Source organism: Exiguobacterium sp. BG5(2022), from assembly GCF_031844365.1.
In the GTDB taxonomy this organism is placed as follows: Bacteria; Bacillota; Bacilli; order Exiguobacteriales; family Exiguobacteriaceae; genus Exiguobacterium; species Exiguobacterium profundum.
Genome location: NZ_JAUZVB010000002.1, coordinates 162,649 through 187,578 on the forward strand (window position 1 = coordinate 162,649; position 24,930 = coordinate 187,578).

Below are 24,930 nucleotides of genomic sequence, written 5' to 3' on the forward strand. Positions count from 1 at the left end.
TTTTCAAACCTCATTATGCTTCGACAAAGGCAGCGCCGATCACACCCGCATCTCCTGACAATTGAGTGAGGCAGAGACGCGTTTTTCCACTAGCATGTGGATACATTTTATTCGAGACTGCTTGTTGTAATTCGTGCCAAAATAATGAGGCCGACATCATGACGCCGCCTCCTAATACAATCACATCAGGATCGACAGTATGAATGATGTTAGCTAGTCCGCTAGCCAGTTCCTCGACGAAGTGATGGCGGTACTCGTCATCTGATAATAGCGAAGGGACGTTTGTATATCCTTTTTCGCTTGCGCGACTCATGAGCGCGGTACCACTTGCGAGTGATTCGAGAGAGCCTCGATTCAGTACAGGGTGAACTGGTCCGTTCGAACGGATAATCATATTTCCGATTTCACCGGCACTGCCGTTCGCCCCTCGAATGATTTGATGTTTATAGACATAACCGCCACCGATTCCAGTGCTGACTGTTACATAAAAAACAGCATCGAATCCTTTTCCTGCTCCAAATTTAGCTTCTGCGAGAGCTGCTGCATTCGCATCGTTTTCAAGGGTGACAGAAAAGCCGAGGCGCTGTGTTAAAGGCTCAACGATTTTTTGATTGTGCCAATTCGGGAGGTTTGGAGGCGTTAAAAACATCCCTTGTTTCAAATCGAGTGGACCGGGAGCCACAATTCCAACATGCCGGATATCGAATTCAACATTGAATTGATGAATCGCAGTCTCAATAGATTGTAGTGTCTCTTCGAAAGGAAGTTGAGGCTGCGTGTTAAACGTGAGTTGTTTCAGTACTTCACCTTTGAGTGAAACAGCAGCAATCCGAGTGTTCGTCCCTCCTAAATCAATCCCGATTCGGACAGCTTGTTTTTCATCGGAAGGAACACCAGTCACTAGACAAATCGCTTCTCCCTCAATCAAGAACGACTCATTGGCCGGGAGAAGGAGTGTACCTCCCGTAGGTACTTCCATCTCATCAACGATTAATGTTCCTTGCACGACAGATAGTAACCGGAACGTGTCGGTCGAAATCTTTTCTTTCGCTGTAACATGCCATTTTTCCACGAAGAAGAATGGATTCTTCGTCAAACGTGTTCGAAAGTGATCGAGTTGACGGATTGGTTCACTATAGCCAAGGTGAGGAACGAAAGAAGCGAGAATGCCCTTTTCTACGTGAAGTTCACGTGGACGACCGGTCGTCACATCCAGTCGCTCGTAATCGTATAGACGATAGGTTGTGTCCGAACTTTGTTGAATTTCCAGTACGCATACCCCTTTTGTCAATGCATGGACCGTTCCAGCTGGGACATAGAAAAAATCACCGGCATGAATCGATTTTCGTATCAAGCCGTGTTCCAAATCGCCTGTTTCAAGCGCTTTGTTGAAGTCTTCTGAGGTGGCATAGGAGTGACCGTAAATGAGTGTCGCATTTGCTGGAGCATCGAGAATATACCAACATTCATTTTTTCCATATGATTCGTTTTCGAGTTGTTCCGCTAACGAATCATCAGGATGAACTTGAATAGACAAATCATCGTTCGCATCAATCCATTTAATCAGTAGCGGAAACACGTCCGCTTTAATTTGAAACAACTCTGGATATTGTTGATAGAGTTCACGCAAAGAAAGACCAACGTAGGGTCCGGAAGCAACGGCTGAACTACCTTTTTCTAATGCAGAAGCCGTCCAAGCTTCACCGATCGAAGGGTCATTGAAATCGAAACCAAATTGCTTCAGACGCTCCCCTCCCCAAAGTCGCTGTTGATAGTGTGGTTTTAAAAGAATAGCGCTCATATCCTGTCCTCCTGTTAATTTGATATACACTTATGAATTTAAAAACTAAACAAAGTTTAAATCAAGTATAGACATGAAATAAATCATGTGTATAATAAAACATGTAACCGATTTCAAATAAGGAGTGAGGACACATGAAGAAAATCTTATTAGCGTGTAGTTCAGGGATGTCGACGAGTTTACTCGTAACGAAGATGAAAGATCATGCCACATCAATCGGGGATGAGGCGAAGATTTGGGCAGTCGGTCAAGATCAGGTCGTAACCGAGATGGACGAGGCAGATGTGATTTTGATTGGTCCACAAATGCGTTTCTTGTTGGATAAATTGAAAGCGCAAACATCAACACCGATTGAAGTGATCGATATGATGGCATACGGCACGGCGAATGGAAAAGCTGCATACGAACAAGCGATGAAATTAATGGGGTGAACAACGTGGAACAGGTAGACGAGTTAACCTTGGAGCAAATGGCATTCATGATGATTTTGCACAGTGGCAATGCGAGAAGTACGATTCAGGAAGCGATTCAACTGTATAAAACGAGTTCTTATGAAACGTTCGAAGAAAAGATTGATGAGGCACGTGGACAATTAAAAGAAGCACATCAAACACACTTTTCACAAATCCAAAGAGAAGCGAATGGAGAAAAAACAGACGTCTCTTTATTGCTTCTTCATGCAGAGGACCATTTAATGTCTACGCAAACAATGCTTGATTTGACAGCGGGTTTGGTCGAAATGGTCGAACAAAAGATTGTAAATCCTAATCAAGAAGGGTGAATCATATGTCACAGGACAATAAGATGTTCAACATGATCAGTAAACTGCTCATGCCGATGGCGACCTATTTAAACAACAGTCGCTATTTACAAGTATTGCGAGATGCATTCATGCTCGCTTTCCCGATTACCATGTTTGGGTCAATCATCGTCGTCATTGCAAACCTGCCGTTCCTCGACCGTTTCATGTCCGAGAGTACACTCAGTGTATTTAAAACATCACTCGGAAACGCACCATCTGCAACGATGGGGATTATGTCTATCTTTGTCGTCTTCGGTATCGGGTATTATCTATCGAAAAGTTATCAAGTCGAGGCTGTCTTCGGAGGAGCGATCTCGCTCGTGTCTTTCCTTCTCTTAACGCCTTTCTTGATTGAAGTTGACGGTATGTCAGAGGCAGTCGGGAATGTCCTTCCGTTGGATCGCCTTGGAGCGAAAGGGATGTTCCTTGCGATGATTACCGGATTCCTGTCCGGTGAGATTTATCGATTTGTCGTTCAAAAGAACTGGACGATTAAGATGCCGGATGGAGTACCGCCAGCTGTTGCGAAATCATTCTCAGCACTTGTTCCTGCATTATTAACCTTGACTGTATTTTTAACATTCAACATCATCGTGACGAACTTATTCAATACGAATCTTCATGACGTCATTTTCAACGTCGTTCAGCAACCACTTGTGACATTGGGGAATGGTCTCATTCCAACGTTGATTGCAATCTTCTTCGTTCAGCTATTTTGGTTCTTCGGACTTCACGGTCAGGTCATCGTCAACTCGGTGATGGACCCGATTTGGAACACATTATCTGTGGAGAACTTGACGGCTTATACCTCGACTGGAGATGTTCCGAACATTATCAGTAAACAGTTCATTGAAATTTACACGGTAGGGCTTGGTGGTTCCGGATCTACACTTGCTGTCGTCGTGGCTATCTTGTTGTTCTTGAAATCGAAACAGTTGAAACAAATCGGGAAACTATCCCTCGGACCTGGACTATTCAACGTAAACGAGCCGGTCATCTTCGGACTTCCAATCGTTATGAACCCGCTCATCATGATTCCTTGGATTGTCGCACCGCTCGTGACGGTAACGGTCACATATTTCGCGATGTCGACAGGCTTAGTCCCACCACCAACGGGTGTCGCTGTTCCATGGACTGTCCCAATGTTCTTGAGTGGTATCATGGCGACGAACTCGCTTGCCGGAGGTCTTCTTCAAATCGTGAACTTCTTCATTATTTTGGCGATTTGGTTCCCGTTCTTGAAATTTATCGACCGCATGAACTTGAAAAAAGAGTTAGAAGAATCAACAGATAAACAAGAAGCAGTGTAAACAAATAGAGAAAATAGAAATAAGGGAGAGATAAAAGATGACGAACCCGACACAAACACGAATGAAAGAGCAAAAGACCTATCAATTTCCGACAGACTTTTGGTGGGGAACGGCTTCTTCTGCTACACAGATGGAAGGTGCTGCTTTTGAAGGTGGAAAAGGATTGAACATCTGGGATTACTGGTACATGCAAGAGCCGAATCGCTTTTTCAATGGCGTGAGCGCAACAGAGGCCTCAAACTTCTATCATTTGTATGAAGAAGATATCGCATTGATGAAAAAACTCGGGCATAACACGTTCCGTTTCTCCATTTCATGGTCACGTCTTTTTCCAAAGGGTGTCGGGGAAGTAAATGAAGAGGCAATCACATTTTATAACAATGTCATCAATTGCTTAATCGATCATGGTATCGAACCGTTCATCAATCTGTATCACTTCGATATGCCGATGGCGCTTCAAGAACAAGGTGGTTGGGAATCACGGGAAGTCGTGGAGGCATATGTCACCTTTGCGAAGACATGCTTTGAGTTGTTTGGTGACCGCGTCGAGAAGTGGTTCACGCATAATGAACCGATTGTACCGGTAGAGGGTGGATATTTATATGATTTTCATTATCCAAACGTTGTTGATTTCAAGCGAGCTGTCCAAGTAGCGTACCACTCGATCTTATCGAGTGCGAAGGCAATCGAAGCGTATCGTGACATGGGACAATCTGGGCAAATCGGGATCATCTTAAATCTGACACCCTCATATCCGAGAAGTCAGCACCCAGCTGATTTGAGCGCAGCGCGCATTGCTGATGCGATGTTCAATCGTTCGTTCCTCGATCCATCTGTTTTAGGCACGTTCCCTCAAGAACTAGTAGAAGTACTGAAGTCTGAAGATGCGATGCCACAGATGGAAACAGGCGATCTTGAACTCATTCGAAAACATACAGTCGACCTGCTTGGCATCAACTATTACCAGCCGCGTCGCGTGAAAGCAAAAGCATCACTGCCGAATCCGGACGCACCATTCTTACCGGAAAACTTATTTGATTTTTATGAGATGCCTGGACGTAAAATGAATCCATATCGTGGATGGGAAATTTACGAAAAAGGAATCTATGATATATTAATCAATCTAAAAGAAAACTATGGTAATATTCCTTGCTTCATTTCAGAGAATGGAATGGGGGTCGAGGGTGAAGAGCGTTATCGTGACGAGAACGGAAGTGTCCAAGACGATTATCGAATTGATTTCATTCGCGAACATCTGAAATGGATGCATCAAGCGATTGAAGAGGGTTCGAACGTAAAAGGCTATCATCTTTGGACGTTCATGGACAATTGGTCATGGAGCAATGCTTATAAAAATCGCTATGGATTTGTAGGCATTGACTTAGATACGCAACAACGTACTGTAAAAAAATCAGGGCACTGGTTTAAACAGTTGATTGACGCTAATGGTTTTACAGAATAATGAAGTAAGCTGACAAAGACTACTCTTTGTCAGCTTTTTTTGATATATTGTACATATATGTCTATACATGAGGTGCTATATGTCTACTAAGAAAAAACCGAAATATGAAACCATTGCTGATGAAATTCGTAAAAGAATTATTGAACACGTTTATCCGCTAGAACATGCATTACCTGATGAAATCCATTTGGCCCAAGAGTTTGGGGTGAGCCGAATGACGATGAAACGTGCGCTTGAGATTCTCGTCATGGAAGGACTGATTTATCGTAAACGTGGCAAAGGAACATTCATTTTACAGTCGAGCTTCCAAAAAGATCGCATCAACGTGATTAGTAAAGAAACGAGAGGGCTGACTCAAGTAATCGGAGATCGCTCGTTACGAAGTGAAGTCCTGAATTTTGAGGTGAAGTTTCCGTGTCAGGAAGTCGCCAATCATCTCATGATTGAGCTGACAGAACCAGTCTATGAAATACGTCGTGTGCGTTACGTAGACGATGAGCCATATGTCATCGAATTGACGTACATGGTTGCTAACCTCATTACAGGAATCACACGTGAAATTTTGGAAAAATCCGTGTACGCGTATATTCAAGAAGATCTTGGTTATACGATTACAAGCTCGCATAAAGTGATTCGAGCAGATAAACCGGATGAGTACGATCAAGCTTACTTGAAGAATGATATCACTGAACCGATTATCGAAGTCGAGCAAGTGGTCTATTTAAGTAACGGGAAACCGTTCGAGTATTCGTTTGCCCGTCATCGATACGATAAATTTGTGTTTTCATCGGTCAATATTGTGAAGTAAAAGTCGCCGCGATGGCGACTTTTTCGTAAGGAGGACCCATCGTGGATGTGAAAATTGAACAAGCAGGATACGAGATAAACGAGCCCGTCATCCAAGACATTTCGTTTGATGTACGGGCAGGTGAGATTTTAGGGGTGATTGGGTCGAATGGTGCGGGAAAAACGACCACCATCGCCTGTCTTACCGGAACGATTCCTTGGATGAAGGGAACGGTCGAGATGGAACGCTATGCGTTTATCCCGGAACAACCGGTCTACTATGATTATTTGACGCTATCTGAACATATTGCACTCGTCCAAGAATTAACGGGAATCGATTCAACAGAAAAAACGGAGGAGTTGCTACAGCTATTCCGGTTAGAGCATGTGACCGATCGGTATCTCTCCTCTTTTTCAAAAGGGATGAAACAGAAGGCGATGATTCTATTGGCGCTCATTCAAGAAGCGCGGGTATTGATTGTCGATGAACCATTTATCGGATTGGATGCGACGACGACGATTCAGTTACTTCGACTGTTAGAAGCGGAGCGTACGAGGGGGGCAAGTGTCTTATTAGTCACACACGTTCTTGATACGGCCGAGCGATTATGCGACCGATTCGTATGGATTGATGATGGACAACTGCTCGCGAGTGGGACGAAAGTGGAGATTCGTGAAGCGCTCGATACAGAGGGTATGACCTTGTTTGACATGATGGAAGATGTGGCGATGCGATGATTGCGAAACGATTGTTTTGGATGCGTGTCTCCCGGTACATAAAACAGCAATGGAAGACGGTCCGATTGATTGTCGACTGGACGATTTTTTTATACGGTGTCCTTCCTTTTCTCATATGGGCAGGCTATTCCTACTGGCAAGTCTGGGAAGGGAACTTCCCCTGGTTAGGTGACATCCCTCATTTTCTCTGGGCACTTCTGATTGGATGGTTCATGTGGCAAGACCGTATGTTTGTCTGGATTGAGCGTGCCGATCTCATCCTTGTGTCAAACCGGAGCATGATTCGGGATTTAAAAAGGTATTCGGTTTGGTATCAACTTACGCAACACGTGATTCAATATGGATGCTATCTGCTGTTGCTTGCACCGATTCTATACGTAAAAGGAAGGGACGTGGGCGAGATTCTCACGTTTGGGGCTGCACTTTTTCTACTCGCTTGGTGTCACGTATGGGTCCAGTATCATCTACGTCTCCGACACGCCCATCTCATGAAGCGATTTTTAATCGTACTCCTTGCTTTTGTAGGCGTGTATGCGTTATTGATTGAGTCGATATTGCTTAGTGTGTTGATCGGAAGCATCATGGTCACATTTGCGTTATACGTAGGGGAAGGATGGGTGTCGAAACATCCGAGTGTCGGTCGAGAAATTGAAATCGGAGAACGTGAGCGTGCCTCATTCGATCGTGTCCTGTTGACGACGTCAGGAGCCATCGAGAAGACGAGTGAGCGGAAACGTCCCCTGTATCGACCGAGACCGAATCGCTTCGGCACCGTCAGACGGACGATGGCACTCCTTATGTACTTTAGAACGCCGAGTCATCGGAATTTATGGTTTCGACTCATTCCGCTCGGGATCACGAGCGTGATTCTTCTCCCAAGTTGGTTCAAACTAGTGGTTCCGATTTATCTGTTGTATGTCGCCTATCAAGAACAGACGTCGTTCACGAGAGAAATGGAGCGACATCCATTCTTTCAATCCATTCAAGAAAGAGGTTCATCATGAACGAAGAGCAGTATGAGCAACTGTTACAAATCGAGACGGCCAAACCTCAGCAAGGATTCCCGTCCTCAGCCGAGTATAACCGTTATGAACCGACTCCTTACGAAGCACTCGATTTGCTTCGGAATGCGTATCCGTTAGAGTCCACAGATACCATCGTGGATTTCGGTTCGGGAAAAGGACGTCTGCCGTTCTATTTAGCATATACGTTTCGTGTGAGGGCGATTGGTGTCGAGATGGACGGTGGATTTCATGAGGAGGCACTTCAAAATTGGATGAGCTATACGAAGAAACATCGTAATCGGGGAAGTGTTCAATTGGAACAGGGATTCGCGGAGAGATTCATGATTCCACCGGATGCGAATCGATTCTACTTCTTTAATCCGTTCTCGGTGAACGTATTCCGCCAAGTGATTGCCAACATCATCGAATCTGTTGAAACGGTTCCTCGCCCGGTCGATGTGATTTTATATTATCCGGCGGATGAGTACCTCCATTATTTGAACGACGAGACGCCTTTTCAGTACGTACAAACGGTGCGATTGCCGCTGAGGAATCTTCATGAGCGATTTTTGATTTATCGGTTTGATATGATGGAGTCATCTTGGTAATGGAGGAGTGAGCACGATGAAAAAGAAAGACATTTTAGAAGCGTATCGTTGGCGTCAAGCGACGAAAGCGTTCGATGCGGATCGTAAAATCAAAGAAGAGGACATGGAGTTCATTTTAGAGACGGGACGTCTTTCGCCGAGTTCGTTCGGATTCGAGCCATGGCAATTCGTCGTGGTGCGTCGGGAAGATTTACTCCAAAAGATTAAAGATCATGCATGGGGAGCGCAAGGTCAGGCACTGACTGCCAGTCACTTTGTATTGATCCTCGCAAGAACACCGAAAGCCATGCGTTACGATGCAGACTATATTCGACACATCGTCACAGGCGTACAAGGACGGACGGAAGAAGAGTACGCACAGCGCGTGAAACGAGTGCAAGAGTTCCAGGAGAACGACTACCGTCTCTTAGACGATGAGCGTGTCTTCCAGGAATGGATCAAGCGTCAGACATATATCCCTCTTGGGAACATGATGACGGCTGCCGCACAAATCGAAATTGATTCATGCCCGATTGAAGGGTTCAATCAAGAGGAGATTGATGAGTTGTTAATCTCAGAAGGTGTGATGGAACGTGGGGAATGGTCACTTTCAGTCATGGTCGCATTTGGGTATCGAGCGCGCGACTTTGCACCGAAAACACGTCGTGATTTTAACGAAGTCGTCAAATATATCGGATGAAAAAAAGGTCAATCGCCTCAGCGATTGACCTTTTTGAATTATTTCCAGTCTGTGATGCGGTCGACTGGGAAACGGACTGATGGGTAACCTTCTTCGGCTGCTTTCCCGATAGAGAGAAGCATGACTGGGAGGTAACGCTCTTTGTCGAGACCGAACGCTTCAGCGATGTTCGCTTTATCATATCCACCGATTGGGTTTGTGTCATATCCGTGTGCGCGTGCGACGAGCATAAGCTGCATCGCAACGAGACCTGAATCGAGCATGATGCTATCTTTGATCATTTCTTTCGGTGCATCTTTGAAGATGCCTTTGATCATGTCGACTTGACGGTCGCGGACTTCAGACGGCATCATACCGCGCTCTACCGCTGTATCGAAAATCTCTTCTGTGTAATCTGCCATTTGATAGTCGGCGAAGAGGGCGATGACAGCTGAAGATGTTTCCACTTGGCGTCTGTTGAAGCTTGCGAGTGGAAGGAGTGTTTCTTTTCCTTCTGCGCTATCGATGACGACGAAGCGCCATGGCTGTAAGTTAAGGGATGAAGGAGCTGTTGTCGCTTCTTCAAGAATTTGTGTCATTTCTTCTTTTGAGATTTTGACGTTCTCATCGTATACACGAATCGAGCGGCGTCCTTTGACAATCTCCATAAAGTCTTTTTGTGTAGCAGTGTTCATATTGTAGTCTTCCTTTCATGGTCAATAGTATCTTGTAACATCGTGAGTGATGCTAGTAACTGTTGTTGATCCTCTACCTTCATGTTGACAAAAAGTCGGTCCGTTAAGCACTCTTTTTGCTCAGTCCAATGTGCAATTTGTTCACGACCATCGTCTGTCAACTCAACATAGATGACACGGTTGTCTTGTTCACAGCGTCTCCGCGTGATGAGTCCTTGTGTCTCTAACTGTTTCAAGTGTCGGGTGATGGCGGCATGGTCGACATCGACGCGCTGTTGCAATTCACGTTGCCGCAATGGACCGACGTGATACAAGTTGCTCAAAATGTCGTAGCGACTCAAGCTGAGCCCGTCCATTTCAGAGTCGAATAATTGCCCTAATTCTTTTTGTACAGTGATGATGTGATAGAGAATTTGATCACGAAGCGAGCAAGAATCTCGCATGCACATCGCCTCCTCAAATCATTGATGACTCAATCATTGATGGGTCACACAATGTATAGTAAACCCATCCTGACGATATTTCAAATAAAAAGTTTTAAAAAATAGGTTGTCAAACTGTTATATAATAGTCTATATTATAACCAACTGATATATAACAATGATTAAAGGAGGATGTGAACGCTTGGAACACTATGAACGACTAGATAAGTATCATATTCATGAGAAACTGCTCGAATTTGTGAATAAAAACGTTCTTGAACCTCATGAAATCAATGATTTTTGGGAAGGGGTCGAATCGCTTCTAGAGCGTTTCATTCCAGTGAATCAGACACTTCTGGAGCAGCGCAAGACATTCGAGCGATTGTTACAGGAATGGTACAGTAGGCAAGACGAAGTCGATCCAATCGAATACGAGACATTTTTAACGTCGATCGGCTATATCGAACCGGTCGTCGAAGATTTTAATATCGACGTGTTGAATGTCGATCGCGAAATCGCTCATCAAGCGGGACCGCAACTCGTCGTACCGTTAGACAATGCCAGATATGCACTCAATGCCGCCAACGCCAGATGGGGAAGTCTCTACGACGCTCTTTATGGGACGGACATGATTGACGAGACAGACGGTATGGAAAAGGGGAGAGCATATAATCCCGTTCGCGGTAATGAGGTCATTCGGTTAGCGAAACAGTTTCTGGATGACACGTTTCCGCTACCATCAGGGTCGCACAAGGAAGTGACACGATACGTCGTTCGTGACGATGTCGCTTATGCGGTAATCGGGGACGACGAGCATTCGTTCGCAGATGATTCTTTCGTCGGTTACACCGGGGAACCGAACGAGTTGAAGACGTTGATGCTCCAGCACAATGCCTTGCACGTTGAACTTCAATTCGACCGCGAGCATCCGATCGGAAAGATTGATCCTGCTGGACTGATGGACATCGAGCTCGAATCAGCCCTATCCGCAATCGTGGATTGTGAAGACTCGGTCGCAGCCGTTTGCGCGGAAGACAAAGTTCATCTGTATCGTAATTGGCTCGGTCTAATGGATGGGACGCTTGAAGCCTCGTTCCAAAAAGACGGGAAGCGACTCTCTCGGCGTTTAAACGAAGACAAGCGTTTGCTTGGAAAAGGTGGGGCGGAAGTCGTCCTCCCAGGACGCGCGCTCTTGTTCATTCGGAACGTTGGACACTTGATGACGACGGACTTGATTCTTGATGCAGAAGGTTGCGAGGTACCAGAGGGGATCGTTGATGCCATCTTTACTTCATTGATTGCAAGTCGCCATCTTCATCGTCGTCTCAACTCTCGGGAAGGATCGATTTACATCGTCAAGCCGAAAATGCACGGCTCTGAAGAAGTGGCATTCACCAATGACCTGTTTGACGCCGTAGAAGATTTACTGGACCTTCCTCGCTATACGTTAAAAGTCGGCGTCATGGATGAAGAGAGACGAACGTCGCTCAACTTGAAAAATTGTATCGCGCAAGTAAAAGAGCGAGTCGTCTTCATCAACACGGGCTTTCTCGACCGCACGGGAGATGAGATTCATTCCTCGATGACGCTCGGACCAATGCGTCGGAAGGGGGAAATGAAGACGTCACCTTGGCTCGCTGCATATGAACGGTTGAATGTATCAACCGGTCTCGAGAGTGGGTTCCATCATCAGGCACAAATCGGAAAAGGGATGTGGGCGATGCCTGACCGGATGCAGGACATGATGCGTGAAAAAAGGGCACATGTACGCTCCGGGGCAACGACGGCATGGGTGCCTTCACCGACCGCGGCGACGCTCCATGCGATGCACTATCATCACCTCGATGCTTTTGATGTACAGCGAGAATTGATCAAGCAACATCATTCGAAACATGAGAGACAACAACTCCTCGATATCCCGCTCGCGACGCGCATCTATTCGCAAGAAGAGATTAAAGAAGAGCTTGAGAACAACTTGCAAGGATTGCTCGGGTACGTCGTCCGTTGGGTCGAACAAGGTGTCGGTTGTTCGAAAGTGCCGGATATTCACCATGTCGGACTGATGGAAGACCGGGCGACACTCCGGATTTCGAGTCAACACGTGGCCAACTGGTTACATCACGGCATCTGTTCAGCAGAACAAGTCGAGGTCACCCTTTATCGGATGGCACGAGTCGTCGATGAGCAAAACGAGTCAGACCCGAATTATCGACCGATGACGCCGAACGTCGATCAATCGATCGCCTATCAAGCCGCCCACGAACTCGTGTTTCATGGGTTGAAACAGCCGAACGGGTACACGGAGCCAATCTTGCATCGTCGCCGCCGTGAATTTATGAAACGTCAAACTGTGGAGTTAAACCTTAAAGGAGGAACCTCATCATGACAACGAAAAAAATGGAAAGCGAACAGTTGATTGAACGTTGGGTCGTCCGCCGCATCGTATCTGGAGAATCGACAGCATCTTTGGCGAATACGGCATTCGTATACGGCAACGACTTGATGCGTCTCGTCTTGGACCGGACAGATGGGTCGCTCCAAATCATGAAAGAGCCGATCGATGAAGTTGTCGTTTTCCGCAAGCCGGAAGATCGGGACGAAGAAAATGTTTGCCGTTGCTGCGGGATGGAGCATTCGACGTTCAAGGCAGCATTGGAGTGTTGTGCTTACCTTGACTAAACCATTTGTTTTGCATCATCTGTTATATAACAAATTAAATTTATTGAAGTTAATATAATACAGGAGGGGTTATCGATGAAACAACGCGAAGAATTGGTGAACAGCTGGAAGTCAGAACGATTTGAAGGGGTAGAACGTCCATACTCTGTAGAAGACGTCATGAAATTACGAGGGTCTATCGTGATTGAACATACGCTTGCGACAAAAGGAGCGGAACGCCTGTGGCAATTGATGCACGAGCGTGACTACGTCCATGCACTCGGTGCGTTGACAGGGAACCAGGCGATTCAGCAAGTAAAAGCAGGGCTCGAAGCCATCTATTTGAGTGGTTGGCAAGTAGCGGCGGATGCGAACCTGTCGGGTCACATGTATCCGGACCAGAGTCTATATCCGGCCAACTCGGTGCCAAGTGTCGTCAAACGAATCAACCAAGCGCTTCAACGTGCTGACCAAATTCAAACGGCAGAAGGGAAAGGCGACACGCATTGGTTCGCACCGATTGTCGCGGATATGGAAGCCGGTTTTGGTGGGGTACTCAACGTATTCGAACTGACGAAGGCAATGATTGAAGCGGGGGCAGCCGGCGTTCACCTTGAAGACCAGCTCTCGTCTGAGAAGAAATGTGGTCACCTCGGTGGGAAGGTGTTACTCCCGACGCAGACGGCTGTGAAAAACTTGATTTCGGCTCGACTCGCGGCAGACGTCATGGGTGTCCCGACAATCATCGTAGCGCGGACAGATGCGCACGCGGCGAACTTGATCACGAGCGACATCGACCCAATCGATCATCCGTTCATCATTGGAGAGCGTACGCCGGAAGGCTTCTATCGTACGGAAGCTGGTATCGAGCAAGCAATCGCTCGTGGTCTCGCTTATGCACCGTATGCAGACCTCGTCTGGTGTGAGACGTCCGAACCAGATTTGGCAGAGGCACGTCAATTTGCCGAAGCGATTCATGCGAAGTATCCAGGCAAACTTCTCGCTTACAACTGCTCGCCATCGTTCAACTGGAAGAAGAAGCTGTCAGACGAAGAGATCGCCACGTTCCAACAAGAAATCGGCGCAATGGGATACAAGTTCCAGTTCGTTACACTCGCTGGATTCCACGCGCTCAACTTCGGCATGTTTGAGCTCGCACGCGGTTACAAAAATCGTGGCATGGCGGCGTACTCGGAGTTACAGCAAGCAGAATTTGCGGCTGAAGTACATGGTTACACGGCGACACGTCATCAGCGTGAAGTCGGAACGGGTTACTTCGATGAAGTCTCGCTCGTCATCTCAGGTGGACAATCATCAACGACAGCGCTCGCAGGTTCGACCGAGACTGAACAGTTTGAAACACCGTTGCATTGAGCGATGCCCCTCGACAAGAGGGGTTTTTTGTGTCCAAATTTGGAACACCTGCATCCTGTTCACTTAAATGTGACGTATTTCACATTTTTGTTGTCGAACTCTTGCTACGCTGAACATGTCAAAATGAATATGGAGGTTATGACAGATGACACAGACATTCACGGGCGATACGCACGTATCTGAAATCGTCAAACAATGCCCGCAAGCGGCAGACATTTTCAAACGGAACCGAATCGATTTTTGTTGTGGCGGCAACCGACCACTCGCTGAAGCGACTGACAAATCGAAACGGTCGACGGAAGACATTTTAGAAGAAGTTAATGCGCTCTATCAACGCAAGCAAGAGATGAACGAGAAGAGCATCGATTGGGATGCCGCTTCTTCTTCGGAATTGATTGAGCACATCATTTATAAGCATCACCAATTTTTGACGGACGAATTGCCACAGCTCACACCATATGTGACAAAAGTGTTCCGGGTCCACGGACAAAATCATCCGCACCTCGGACGCATTCATCAACTGTTCAATCAATTGAAAGTGGAACTTGAACAACATATCGTCAAAGAAGAGACAGAAGACTTCCCGACGCTGCTTCGTCACGAGACCGCACCGACAGCTGAAACGAGACGGGAGATTGATAGCATCTTGGCCTCGCTCGAGTCAGAACATGCAGCAGCCGGGGACATTTTAAAAGAGTTGCGTCAGATCACAAACGACTATACGCCGCCTGAAGGAGCGTGTGGGACGTATCGTCTTGTCTATCAACGGTTAGAAGCGCTCGAATCGGATACGTTTGAACACATTCATCTCGAAAACAACATTTTATTCCCGCGAGCGCGCGCGTTCGCTTAAGCAGTGGCACACCCCTACTTACGTAGAGGTGTCTTTTTGTGACGTTTGATACAGATGGGAGGCAAATCAAGCGCTACGATAAAGGGGAGGCAAAGGAGTGATTAATCATGAAACGGGTGAGTGAAGTCATCGTAGGGGTGACGGTCGCCTTATTACTAAGTCAAGTCTGGTCGAGTTCAGATTCGGAGGACACCGTGACCATTTTGGCGGCGGCAAGCTTAGGACCGGCTTTAGAAGCGGTCGAGCGACAACTTGAAGCAGAGTTCGATGGGATCGATGTTCGAGTCGTGACGAACGGGAGCGGCGCCTTGCGAGCACAAATCGATCACGGGTCTCCGGCAGATATCTTTTTAGCCGCGAGCGTTGATGATGTCGACCGACTACAAATCCCGATTCTAGAGCGGGATGCGTTCTTGTATAACGAGCTGTGGCTCGTGACACCGAAAGGGAAACCGTGCGCGGAGACATGGTACGACTTAAACGCATGTGCTCGGATCGTCATCGGTGACCCGGTCAATGTCCCGGCCGGTCGCTACGCGAAAGCGGCGCTAGAAGTGGAAGGCGTGTGGGAAGAAGTGGAACCGCGAATCATGTTCGCCCAGAATGTAAGACAAGTATTGACGCTCATCGAACAAGGCGACGCCAATGCGGGATTCGTCTATAAGACGGAACTGTCGACGGACGTCGAGTCGCTTCAGTCGGTCCCGTTTGAAGCGACGGGTACGATCGCGTATCCGGCGGTCCGGTTGACGCACAACCCATACGTACACGATGTGTACGCGCGTTTGTTTGACGATGATATCCAAGCTCACTTTTTAGCGAAAGGATTTTCTAAATGACGCAACATCCACTTCAACTCACATTCGAAGTCGGGATGATGGCGACGGTGAGCGCCTTCGTCCTCGCCTTCGGAGCGGCTTATTTCATGCATCACCGTCAATTCAAAGGAAAGCGGCTGCTCGAGACGGTGTTTTTACTGCCGCTCATCTTGCCGCCGACAGTCATCGGACTATACGCCTTGATTGTCCTCGGGAACAACGGGATCGGCGGATTGTTACCGATTACGATCTTGTTCACGAAACAGGCGAACATCATCGCATCCGCCTTGGCCGCGTTTCCGCTCATCTACCAAACGATTCGTCTCGGTCTTAAACAACTCGATGCGGAATGGTATGAGGCCGGACGCGTGCTCGGTGGGTCAGAGCGCCAACTGTTCACCTACGTGACGATTCCGCTGCTGTTACCTGCGTTGACGAGTGGGTTTGTCCTTGGTTTCGCACGGTCAATCGGCGAGTTTGGGATCACGATGATGATTGCCGGAAATATCCCGGGCGAGACGATGACGCTCGCCACAGCGATTTATATGGCGACAATCAACGGAGATATGACCCAGGCGCTCGTCTGGAGCGGATGGTTGGTTGGTTTGGCGTTTTTAGTCCTCTGGCTGAGTGAACGTTATGGCAAGCGTTCATATTAGTCGATCACGTCGATTTTTTTCACATAAGACCGGTTCGGAGTATTTAAGATACTCGGACCGGTCTTTTTCCAAATGTGGACGTGGTCTCCGACAGTGATTTGCTCGAACGTGGCTTTCACTTGAAACTTGAACCAGCTTACGTCTTCCGGTTCACTTTGTGCGAACAAGATGTCAGGAGAGAGCGTGGCCTCTTCTGCGGTAATTCCGCTGATGACGAGTGCGGTGCGGTCAGATTCATTTATTTCAATCACATACCCCTCGACATCTGGTTCGGTCGTCGCTCGATTGGCGAAGACGAAACCGATGGAAAAGACGACGAGCATGGCCGCGATGGTGAGGAATAACATGATTTTAAGCGATGATTTCATAAGGGAACGCCTCCTTCGTTCATTATTCTGTCACGTCTCGAATCGCTTATCTGTGAAAAAAGTAACAGTTAAGTCGAGATGTCATCTTTATGATGAAACTATGAAGTCGCTCGGAAAGAGAAGGGGGAACACATATGTCCGATCGTTATTTTTATTCGACCGCCGCAAAGTGGTCGTTCGTAGGATTCACCGTCTTGGCGCTCTCGACATGGATCGCCTCGGCAGGATTTGAGCACGTAGACATGGCGCTGTTCGGCTACTATATCGCCGCCGTCATTTGCATGATTGGGATGGTCGTCCGCTTGACGTTATTTTTTGCACGGCCGGCCACCTCACAAGTATTGAAGCGGAGCCTCAAACAAATGAAGGCAGAAAAGAAACGGGCCGGTAAAGCCGTCGCCACGACAACTGTCAATAACATCGTCTTACAGAAGTTCATCTGGGAACGTGGTTGGTACCGCTGGACCCAACATATGTTGATTGCCTGGGGATGTCTCGGGTCGTTCGCCATCACATTCGGGCTGACGTTCCAATGGATGCGGTTTGATTTGATTGATATCGAGACGTATCAGATTGTCGTCTTTAACATCCCGACCATCAAGATGGCTGCGCACGGGTTGTTCGCGGAGCTCGTCTATAACGGGTTGAACATCACCGCGCTCATGTTGCTCGTCGGCGTGCTCATGGCACTCTATCGCCGAATCAACGACCAGGACGTGAAAGTGACCCAGCGGTTCGAATTTGATATTTTACCGCTCCTCATGTTGCTCATCGTCACTGTCTCGGGGTTGTTGTTGACCGTTTCGTACGTGTTCTTCGGAGGCTTCATCCATCACGAGCTCGCCTTGTTCCATCAATTGACCGTCATCATCTTTTTATGTTACTTCCCGTTCGGTAAACTGTTCCACTTGCCGGTCCGACCGATGGCGGCCAGCGTCCCGATGAACTACCGGGAAGTCGAAGCGGATGAGACCCGTGTCTGCGCCGGGTGCGGGACACGTTATGCGACGGACAATCAAGTCGAGGACGTCCAAGCGATTTTGCAAGCACAGACGATCCAGCTCGGGCTCAGTGACGGGACCCAGCTCTCCGATTACTGCCAACCGTGTCGACGTTCGATGCGTGTGAAGATGCAATTGAACTTGATGAACGGACAGTTACCGACACACCCGGTCGATACGAACACAGGCATGTCGATGCCAGGATTCGGCCGACCGAAGGAGACGAAAGGTGAGGCAAAAGATGAGACACCTGTGCGTTAAGTGCGGCGAACCGACCGGCACGCTTGAAGAGATTGAACAAGTGAAACAATTGCTCGAAGGGTCGGACCAACTCGTAAAAGTCGATGCGGCGCACACGGTCCAAGACCTCTGTCACGGCTGTCGTCGTCGGGCCCGGCTCGATTCGGCGCTCGGACGGCCTGGAAGTGACGGGATGCATTATCCGCTTCAAACGATTAACGGCTATCACGTCAGTGGATTTTCAAAACGAAGAGCGGAAACGTTCTATGGAGGGGAAGACGATGAGTGACTTTTTAACGTCGCCAGAAGTACAGAACTTAATCAAACCAGGCGAAAAATTGATTACAACCCATTGCTGTTACTGTGGCATGCAGTGCGGCATGCATATCCGGGTCGATGAGAAAACCGGGGCCGTCAAAGGCGTTGAACCACGCTACGATTTCCCGGTCAACAAAGGAAAACTTTGTCCGAAAGGCGTCACGGCCTATCAAACGATCGAACATCCGGACCGCATCATGACTCCGCTCATCAAACGGAACGGCAAGTTTGAGAAAGCGACATGGGAAGAAGCACTCGACGTGATCGAAGCAAACTTTAAACGCATTCAACGAGAGCATGGGAAAGATGCGGTGTCCGTCTTCGGCGGCGTCTCGATGACGAATGAAAAATGTTACCTCGTCGGGAAGTATGCGCGGGTCGCACTCGGCACACGGTTCATCGATTACAACGGTCGCTTCTGCATGTCGTCAGCTGCCGGCGGTTTCTTAAAGACACTTGGGATTGACCGCGGAGCGACGCTTCCGTGGACGGAGTTCGAGCACGTCGACACATTCTTTGTCGCCGGTTCGAATATCGCCGAATGTCATCCGACGACGACGCAACATATTTGGAAGGCGAAAGACAAAGGCGCGAAAATCATCGTCGCCGACCCGCGTGAAATTCCGATGGCGCGCGTCGCCGATGTCCATCTCGATTTGAAGCCAGGGACGGATGCGGCGCTTGCGATGGGACTGCTCAACTTTTTAGTCGAACACGATTATGTTGATCAAGCGTACGTGGATGAGCGTTGCGATAACTATGAAGAGTTGAAAGCGTCGGTCCGAGACTGGACGCTCGAACGGACGAGTGAGGTGACCGGTGTCGCCATCGAAAAACTCGAGAAGGCCGGTCATATTTATGGGAAGAGCCCACGTTCGGTCATGTTGTTCGCTCGCGGCGTCGAACAACAGTCAAAAGGCGTCGACAATGTCTCGCTCTATACGTCGATGGCGCTCTTACGAGGCATGATTGGGAAGTTTGCTTCGGGCGTCGCCACGATGACGGGGCAAGGGAACGGGCAGGGTGGACGAGAACATGGACAAAAAGCAGACCTGTTACCAGGCTACCGAAAATTAACTGATCCGAAAGCCATTGAATATGTGAGCGGGGTTTGGGGCATCGATCCTTCCGAGATGCCAAAACCAGGTGTGTCCGCGTTCGAAATGTTCGATGAGATTCAAGCGGGAACGATTCGGGCGATGCACCTCATGTGTTCGAACCCAGCCGTTTCGGCACCGAACCTTCCGTACGTGTGGGACAGTTTCAACAAACTCGATTTCTTCGTCGTTAGTGACTTCTTCATGTCGGAATCTTGTGAGTTCGCTGATGTCGTCTTACCGGCTTGTTCGTGGGCCGAAGACGAAGGGACGACGACAAACTTAGAAGGACGAGTCATTCGGATCCGGAAAGTGCGCGAACCGCTCGGGGATTCGCTTCCAGACTGGGAAATCATGAAGCGGATCGCTGAGCGGATGGGACGCGGACAGTACTTCCCGTATGAGACGGCGCGTGACATCTGGGAAGAGTTCCGCATCGCGACGAAAGGTGGAGCGGCTGACTACTCTGGGATCACATGGGAACGAATCGACGACGAGTATGGTGTCTTTTGGCCATGTCCGTCCGAAGATCATCCCGGCACACCGACGATGTTCAAAGAACGGTTTGGAACGGCGAATGGAAAAGCAAATTTGCCTGTCGTCACATATCGGCCGGCCGGTGAATATGCGAATGAAGAATATCCGGTCACGCTCACGACAGGTCGGGTCGTCTTCCATTACTTATCGGGCAATCAGACGCGCCGTGTCGACTTCTTGAGCACGATGTCAAAACTGCCGTTCGTGGAGATCCATCCGGAGTTAGCATCAAGTTATGGCCTTCAAACGGGCGACAAAGTCGAGCTTCGCACACGTCGCGGGTCGATTGTCGTCGAAGCACGTTTGACGAAGGCGATTCGAAAAGATACGGTCTTCGTCCCTTATCATTGGGGCAAGGAGCTTGCCATCAATCAATTGACGAACCCGTGTCTCGATCCGATGTCACGCATGCCGGAGTTCAAGGTATGTGCGGTACAAATGAAAAAGTTACCGGCCAACACCCCGTTACACATTAATCCGTTGACGGTCCCGCTCGGATCAAGCGTGCCGTTCATGGCGGACCATGCGATTGCGACGAGCTGTCACGTCATGGATGAGGAGGTTCATACGAAATGAATAAGGTCATGTATTTAGAGTTTGAACGTTGTATCGGCTGTCGGGCCTGTCAGGCAGCTTGCCGCGAATGCGGGGACCACGAGGGGCTCGAGCGCAACTATGTGGATTATATCGATTTCTCGGAGAACCGTCAGACGTTCCCGATGATCTGTATGCAGTGTAAAAATCCGGCTTGTGCTCAAGTATGTCCGGCGAATGCGATTCAAATCACGCCAGAGGGCGTCGTGTTATCGGCTTCAGAAGAAAAATGTATCGGCTGCCGGAACTGTACGTTCGCTTGTCCGTTCGGGATTCCGAAGTTCGACTTTGAGAAGAATAAGATGTATAAGTGCGACATGTGTTACGACCGCTCCAAACATGATATCGCGCCGATGTGTGCGTCGGTTTGTCCGTCGGATGCGATTCGCTTCATCGACCATGACGAGATGATGCAACTCCGTCGTCAACGCGTCCAAATGAACATGATCGAAGGGAAAAAGCCTTCGCAAGACGATAAATGGAATTACGTCCCTGAATTCTTTGGCGTCTATTCCGATTGAGATGGAAAGGAAGATGACTTATGTCGAATGAATCAAAAGACCGGGAACGCTTATCCGAACTCGTCGATAACTTGAGTCGGGCCGATGACGTGAAACTGAATCGACGGGCGTTCATCAAATCAACGTTCGGCGCAGGTATCGCACTCGGTCTCGCGACTATCCCGTTCAATATCGCGGCCTTCGTTCGAAGCGAGCCGAGAACCGACCGTCAGTTCATCACGACGGTCGAGGCGCTAGAGCGCGGGAAATCACTCGAATTTGAATATCCGGGTACGGAACCATCGTTGCTCGTTCATTTAAAGAATGGTGAATTCGTCGCCTATAACAACAAATGCACTCATCTGCAGTGCCCAGTGTTTTATGTGGAGGAAGAAGATGTTCTTCTTTGTCCGTGCCATCGTGGTTACTTCGGTGTCGACGGCCAACCACAGGCCGGTCCGCCGCAGCGGGAACTCCCTAAAATCTTGCTTGAAATCGAGAACGGGAAGATTTTTGCGGTCGGAAGAGAGATTCATCATGGGGCGTAACGGTTGGAGTTTAATCGGATTGGTCATATTGCTCGCGACGAACATGATACTCTTGCAATATACAATTGAGAGCTACATGGTGTATGATCACGCCTCGATGCGACTGTATATGATCATCGCCGTCATCAATGTCGGATTGATCGGCTTATTATATCGATATTGGAAAAAAATTGAATATCGTATGAAAGAATAGTCCTCCCCTTGAAACGCTTCCAAATGTTGATTGCGTTTCGAGGGGGTTTGTGTTTAGAATGAAGGCAAGCTTTCATATGGCGCAACGTGTTTTAAGGAAGGTCGGTGGAAATGGCTCATTCAACTAAAGCGATGGTGCTCGAGGAAACAAAAAAATTGGCACATCGAATCATTCATGTCCCAAAAGGCGGTTTTCTGTTCCGAGAACAAGAAGACGCAGCTGAATTTTATATTGTAAAGAGTGGACTGATTCAAATTTCGAAATTGACGGAAAATGGAAAAGAATTGACGTTACGTTGTTTAAGCGCTGAGGCTTGTTGCGGAGAGTTGACGTTATTCGCAATCGAACCAAAATATTTATTTAACGCCAAGGCGTTAGAAGATAGTGAAATTTATGCGGTCAAAATCGAGCGTATTGAAACGATGATTTTGTCGTCGAACCCGGAATTCGTCCGCGAGTTCATGGTCATGATCAACGAACATATGCGGAAACAGCATACGAAATTTAGAGACTTGGTGTTGAACGGGAAAAAAGGAGCGCTCTACTCGACGCTCATTCGTATGGCGAACAGCTATGGGGTGGAAGTCGAAGACGGCATTCTCATCGACTTGAAACTGAAAAACCAAGAGCTCGCCAATTATTGCGGGACATCGCGTGAACGCGTGAATCGCATGTTGAACGAGCTCGCCCAAGAAGGAATTATTTCACTCCCTTCCCGTCAAATCATTATCCATGACCTCGACCGGTTGAAACTGCTCAACCATTGTGAGGACTGTCCGGTCTCGGTCTGTGTCATCGATTGATTACATTATGGCGGCAAGCGATAGCTCGCCTTCAAAATGCTCCAATCCATCGGCCTCGATTGTACAGGCCGATACATAAAACTCGCCATCTTCCATCAACTCATAAGACCGGAGCACGCCTTCGGCTAGCTTGATCCCGTTGGCGCGGACCTCGACGACGACACCTTCCATCGAGCGGACACGCGCTGCGGACAAAAAGTCGAGCCATCGTTTGAAATGGCGATAAACGGTGACCGTGGTCCCGTCCCCTAAGTAACCGATGACTGCCTGTGCGTCATCGATCGTCACGTCATGGTGAGTGTCGATCCGAACGAGCAAGGTGTGCAGCGCTTCTAGTTCTTCTAAAGGACTTTCAAGTGGGAATGTGATATCGAGCCCCGTCTCGGTGAACGCAGCCTCGGCAATCGCGACGCCGAAGACACGGAACACGTGGGCCCCGTCTTGACTGAAGAAATATGGTTGTAGCGCCAAGCGAACTTTGGGCGCACAGTGGATTTGAATGAGATGTGACAAATTAATCCCTCCTCTATTCCTTATCGTAAGGAATCGGGGAGGGTTTTTCTGTGTTCAATGTCACAGAAACAAAAGATAGGCGATTTTGTCACAGATTGATGACAGGGTGAGAAAAAAACTCAAGATGCGAAATAAGTGTGAAAGAAGGCACACTTTTTTAAGAGGACGGTCGATAGGATGGGATTAGGGTACGAATTGAACCGTTAAGAGGAGGAATAGACCATGCAACAATTAGACAAAGGGTCACACGCACTCGCCGAGTGGAAGCCAGAGGATGTGGGATTTTGGGAAGGAACGGGAAAACAAGTCGCCAATCGGAACTTGCTCGTTTCGGTCCCGGCACTGACGCTTGCATTCATCGTCTGGCAAATGTGGTCGGTCGCAGCCGTCCAATTGAATTCGATCGGGTTTAGCTTTACGCAAGGCCAGTTGTTCACGTTGGCCGCACTGCCTGGACTTGTCGGGGCGACGTTGCGCTTTTTCTATACGTTCGCAAACAGTATATTCGGCGGTCGGAACTGGACGATCTTCTCGACATCGATTTTGTTGTTGCCGCTCCTAGGCATCGCCTATGCCGTTCAAAACGTCAATACGCCGTATTGGGTATTCATGATTTTGGCCGCACTTTGCGGACTAGGCGGCGGAAACTTCTCGTCATCAAACGCCAACATCGGCGCGTTTTATCCGAAAGCGAAAAAAGGGACGGCGCTAGGGATTAACGGAGGCATCGGGAACTTGGGCGTCTCGCTCGTCCAATTGATCACACCGCTCGTCATCACGACAAGTATTTTCGGGTTCATCGGCGGGAACGCCCTCGTGACCGAGACCGGCGAAGAGATTTGGCTTCAAAACGCCGCGCTCCTTTGGGTCGTGCCGACCATCATTTTGACGGTCTGCGCATACTTGTTCATGGATAACTTACCGACCGCTCGTCAATCGCTTCGTGAACAGGCGAGCGTGTTTAAAGACAAACATTTTTGGATTCAAACATTGCTCTACACGGCGGCGTTCGGTTCCTTCATTGGATATGCCGCAGCGTTCCCGATGATTTTAAAGTTAAAGTTCCCTGAGTCGGACTTGATGGCGCTCGCCTTCCTTGGTGCATTCCTTGGCGCCTCTTCGCGTCCGTTCGGGGGCTGGATCAGTGATAAGATCGGAGCGGCCAAAGTGACATTGATCGTGTTCGGAATCATGGCGCTCGGTACGATCAGTGTCATCATGGCCATCACGAACAGCAACTTGACGATGTTTTTCATCTCCTTCGTCGTCTTGTTCATCGCAACAGGACTCAACTCTGGAGCGACGTTCGCGATGATTCCCCACGTATTCGTGGCGACGAAGACACCGGCCGTCGTCGGATTCTCGGCAGCGTTTGCTGCTTACGGCGCATTCTTCATTCCGAAGATGTTCGGTTGGTCGCTCGAGCTCGTCGGTTCGTTCAACGGTGCGTTGTTCGTCATGCTAGGGCTCTATGCGATCTCGATTGCCACCACAATTTATTATTACTTGCGCAGCGGTGCTGAGAAGCCGATTCGCTGACAAATCGACGCAGGGACTGTGAGGGTCCCTG

Annotated in this window: 28 protein-coding genes; 23 read left to right on the top strand and 5 right to left on the bottom strand. The window is 48.4% G+C overall.

The features are described from left to right. Positions 1–13 precede the first annotated feature (13 nt). Positions 14–1,801 (bottom strand): mannose-6-phosphate isomerase, class I, encoded by a 1,788-nt coding sequence (manA, locus tag Q9R25_RS11140; RefSeq protein WP_311283172.1) that lies wholly within the window; start codon positions 1,799–1,801, stop codon positions 14–16. Positions 1,802–1,935: 134 nt separating this feature from the next. Between manA and Q9R25_RS11145 the strand changes: the two genes are divergently transcribed. From Q9R25_RS11145 to Q9R25_RS11185, 9 genes are all read left to right on the top strand, one after another. Further along, positions 1,936–2,232 carry a PTS sugar transporter subunit IIB gene (locus Q9R25_RS11145; protein ID WP_015880368.1) on the top strand — a complete coding sequence of 99 codons (297 nt, stop codon included), beginning with the start codon at positions 1,936–1,938 and terminating at the stop codon, positions 2,230–2,232. A 5-nt stretch (positions 2,233–2,237) separates the two neighbouring features. Continuing rightward, positions 2,238–2,582 (top strand): PTS sugar transporter subunit IIA, encoded by a 345-nt coding sequence (locus Q9R25_RS11150; protein WP_041917964.1) that lies wholly within the window; start codon positions 2,238–2,240, stop codon positions 2,580–2,582. Between the two features lie 23 nt (positions 2,583–2,605). Beyond that, complete coding sequence (gene celB, locus Q9R25_RS11155; RefSeq protein WP_041918122.1) at positions 2,606–3,913, top strand: PTS cellobiose transporter subunit IIC; 1,308 nt, start codon at positions 2,606–2,608, stop codon at positions 3,911–3,913. A 37-nt stretch (positions 3,914–3,950) separates the two neighbouring features. Then, positions 3,951–5,375 (top strand): glycoside hydrolase family 1 protein, encoded by a 1,425-nt coding sequence (locus tag Q9R25_RS11160; RefSeq protein ID WP_396136461.1) that lies wholly within the window; start codon positions 3,951–3,953, stop codon positions 5,373–5,375. A gap of 79 nt (positions 5,376–5,454) precedes the next feature. Then, positions 5,455–6,183, top strand: coding sequence for a GntR family transcriptional regulator (locus Q9R25_RS11165; protein ID WP_074035076.1), 729 nt, complete (start codon positions 5,455–5,457; stop codon positions 6,181–6,183). Positions 6,184–6,224: 41 nt separating this feature from the next. Further along, positions 6,225–6,899 carry an ABC transporter ATP-binding protein gene (locus tag Q9R25_RS11170; RefSeq protein WP_078146062.1) on the top strand — a complete coding sequence of 225 codons (675 nt, stop codon included), beginning with the start codon at positions 6,225–6,227 and terminating at the stop codon, positions 6,897–6,899. Continuing rightward, positions 6,896–7,903 (top strand): ABC transporter permease, encoded by a 1,008-nt coding sequence (locus Q9R25_RS11175; RefSeq protein WP_311283173.1) that lies wholly within the window; start codon positions 6,896–6,898, stop codon positions 7,901–7,903. The genes Q9R25_RS11170 and Q9R25_RS11175 overlap by 4 nt, the downstream gene beginning before the upstream one ends. After that, positions 7,900–8,511: a class I SAM-dependent methyltransferase gene (locus Q9R25_RS11180; RefSeq protein ID WP_311283174.1), complete on the top strand. Its 612-nt coding sequence runs from the start codon at positions 7,900–7,902 to the stop codon at positions 8,509–8,511. The genes Q9R25_RS11175 and Q9R25_RS11180 overlap by 4 nt, the downstream gene beginning before the upstream one ends. Before the next feature lie 16 nt (positions 8,512–8,527). Then, positions 8,528–9,190: an NAD(P)H-dependent oxidoreductase gene (locus tag Q9R25_RS11185; RefSeq protein WP_015880376.1), complete on the top strand. Its 663-nt coding sequence runs from the start codon at positions 8,528–8,530 to the stop codon at positions 9,188–9,190. Positions 9,191–9,228: 38 nt separating this feature from the next. Here the strand turns inward: Q9R25_RS11185 and Q9R25_RS11190 are convergent, their stop codons facing one another. Both Q9R25_RS11190 and Q9R25_RS11195 read right to left on the bottom strand, forming a co-directional pair. Beyond that, a complete protein-coding gene (locus Q9R25_RS11190) occupies positions 9,229–9,864 on the bottom strand; it encodes a nitroreductase family protein (RefSeq protein WP_251306262.1) in 636 nt (211 codons plus the stop codon). Beyond that, on the bottom strand, positions 9,861–10,307 hold the full coding sequence (locus tag Q9R25_RS11195; RefSeq protein ID WP_078146066.1) for a MarR family winged helix-turn-helix transcriptional regulator: 447 nt from the start codon (positions 10,305–10,307) through the stop codon (positions 9,861–9,863). The genes Q9R25_RS11190 and Q9R25_RS11195 overlap by 4 nt, the downstream gene beginning before the upstream one ends. A 181-nt stretch (positions 10,308–10,488) precedes the next feature. Here Q9R25_RS11195 and Q9R25_RS11200 point away from each other — a divergent pair, with 181 nt between their 5' ends. The 6 genes from Q9R25_RS11200 to modB all read left to right on the top strand — a co-directional run bounded on the left by Q9R25_RS11200 (position 10,489) and on the right by modB (position 16,648). Next, complete coding sequence (locus Q9R25_RS11200) at positions 10,489–12,672, top strand: malate synthase G (RefSeq protein WP_396136463.1); 2,184 nt, start codon at positions 10,489–10,491, stop codon at positions 12,670–12,672. Continuing rightward, the gene (locus Q9R25_RS11205) at positions 12,669–12,965 is read left to right on the top strand and encodes a hypothetical protein (protein WP_031424308.1); all 297 of its coding nucleotides are present in this window, start codon (positions 12,669–12,671) and stop codon (positions 12,963–12,965) included. The genes Q9R25_RS11200 and Q9R25_RS11205 overlap by 4 nt, the downstream gene beginning before the upstream one ends. 75 nt (positions 12,966–13,040) lie before the next feature. Next, positions 13,041–14,318 (top strand): isocitrate lyase, encoded by a 1,278-nt coding sequence (gene aceA, locus Q9R25_RS11210; RefSeq protein WP_311283176.1) that lies wholly within the window; start codon positions 13,041–13,043, stop codon positions 14,316–14,318. Between the two features lie 145 nt (positions 14,319–14,463). Next, positions 14,464–15,171 (top strand): iron-sulfur cluster repair di-iron protein, encoded by a 708-nt coding sequence (ric, locus tag Q9R25_RS11215; RefSeq protein ID WP_214784378.1) that lies wholly within the window; start codon positions 14,464–14,466, stop codon positions 15,169–15,171. 107 nt (positions 15,172–15,278) lie between these two features. Further along, the gene (modA, locus tag Q9R25_RS11220; protein ID WP_214784375.1) at positions 15,279–16,010 is read left to right on the top strand and encodes a molybdate ABC transporter substrate-binding protein; all 732 of its coding nucleotides are present in this window, start codon (positions 15,279–15,281) and stop codon (positions 16,008–16,010) included. Next, positions 16,007–16,648 carry a molybdate ABC transporter permease subunit gene (gene modB, locus Q9R25_RS11225; RefSeq protein WP_214784372.1) on the top strand — a complete coding sequence of 214 codons (642 nt, stop codon included), beginning with the start codon at positions 16,007–16,009 and terminating at the stop codon, positions 16,646–16,648. The genes modA and modB overlap by 4 nt, the downstream gene beginning before the upstream one ends. Here the strand turns inward: modB and Q9R25_RS11230 are convergent. After that, entirely contained in the window at positions 16,645–17,016 is a 372-nt protein-coding gene (locus Q9R25_RS11230; RefSeq protein WP_214784369.1) for a DUF3221 domain-containing protein, read from the bottom strand. The two genes, modB and Q9R25_RS11230, sit on opposite strands and share 4 nt — an antisense overlap. 134 nt (positions 17,017–17,150) lie before the next feature. Between Q9R25_RS11230 and Q9R25_RS11235 the strand changes: the two genes are divergently transcribed. The 7 genes from Q9R25_RS11235 to Q9R25_RS11265 all read left to right on the top strand — a co-directional run bounded on the left by Q9R25_RS11235 (position 17,151) and on the right by Q9R25_RS11265 (position 22,847). Continuing rightward, entirely contained in the window at positions 17,151–18,278 is a 1,128-nt protein-coding gene (locus Q9R25_RS11235; RefSeq protein ID WP_311283177.1) for an MFS transporter, read from the top strand. Next, positions 18,259–18,546, top strand: a complete 288-nt coding sequence (locus tag Q9R25_RS11240; RefSeq protein ID WP_034780588.1) for a hypothetical protein — start codon at positions 18,259–18,261, stop codon at positions 18,544–18,546. The genes Q9R25_RS11235 and Q9R25_RS11240 overlap by 20 nt, the downstream gene beginning before the upstream one ends. Continuing rightward, positions 18,539–20,785 carry a molybdopterin oxidoreductase family protein gene (locus Q9R25_RS11245; protein ID WP_015880387.1) on the top strand — a complete coding sequence of 749 codons (2,247 nt, stop codon included), beginning with the start codon at positions 18,539–18,541 and terminating at the stop codon, positions 20,783–20,785. The genes Q9R25_RS11240 and Q9R25_RS11245 overlap by 8 nt, the downstream gene beginning before the upstream one ends. After that, complete coding sequence (locus Q9R25_RS11250; RefSeq protein WP_015880388.1) at positions 20,782–21,324, top strand: 4Fe-4S dicluster domain-containing protein; 543 nt, start codon at positions 20,782–20,784, stop codon at positions 21,322–21,324. Before Q9R25_RS11245 ends, Q9R25_RS11250 begins: the two co-directional genes overlap by 4 nt. A gap of 20 nt (positions 21,325–21,344) precedes the next feature. Beyond that, positions 21,345–21,851 (top strand): QcrA and Rieske domain-containing protein, encoded by a 507-nt coding sequence (locus tag Q9R25_RS11255; protein ID WP_015880389.1) that lies wholly within the window; start codon positions 21,345–21,347, stop codon positions 21,849–21,851. Continuing rightward, positions 21,841–22,044 carry a hypothetical protein gene (locus tag Q9R25_RS11260; RefSeq protein ID WP_214784363.1) on the top strand — a complete coding sequence of 68 codons (204 nt, stop codon included), beginning with the start codon at positions 21,841–21,843 and terminating at the stop codon, positions 22,042–22,044. Before Q9R25_RS11255 ends, Q9R25_RS11260 begins: the two co-directional genes overlap by 11 nt. Positions 22,045–22,154: 110 nt before the next feature. Further along, on the top strand, positions 22,155–22,847 hold the full coding sequence (locus tag Q9R25_RS11265) for a Crp/Fnr family transcriptional regulator (protein ID WP_214775466.1): 693 nt from the start codon (positions 22,155–22,157) through the stop codon (positions 22,845–22,847). On the opposite strand, the gene Q9R25_RS11270 is transcribed toward Q9R25_RS11265, so the two are convergent. After that, a complete protein-coding gene (locus tag Q9R25_RS11270) occupies positions 22,848–23,360 on the bottom strand; it encodes a hypothetical protein (RefSeq protein WP_214784360.1) in 513 nt (170 codons plus the stop codon). A 222-nt stretch (positions 23,361–23,582) separates the two neighbouring features. On the opposite strand from Q9R25_RS11270, the gene Q9R25_RS11275 reads away from it, so the two are divergent. Further along, the gene (locus Q9R25_RS11275; RefSeq protein ID WP_211781932.1) at positions 23,583–24,899 is read left to right on the top strand and encodes an MFS transporter; all 1,317 of its coding nucleotides are present in this window, start codon (positions 23,583–23,585) and stop codon (positions 24,897–24,899) included. The last annotated feature ends 31 nt before the right edge of the window (positions 24,900–24,930 follow it).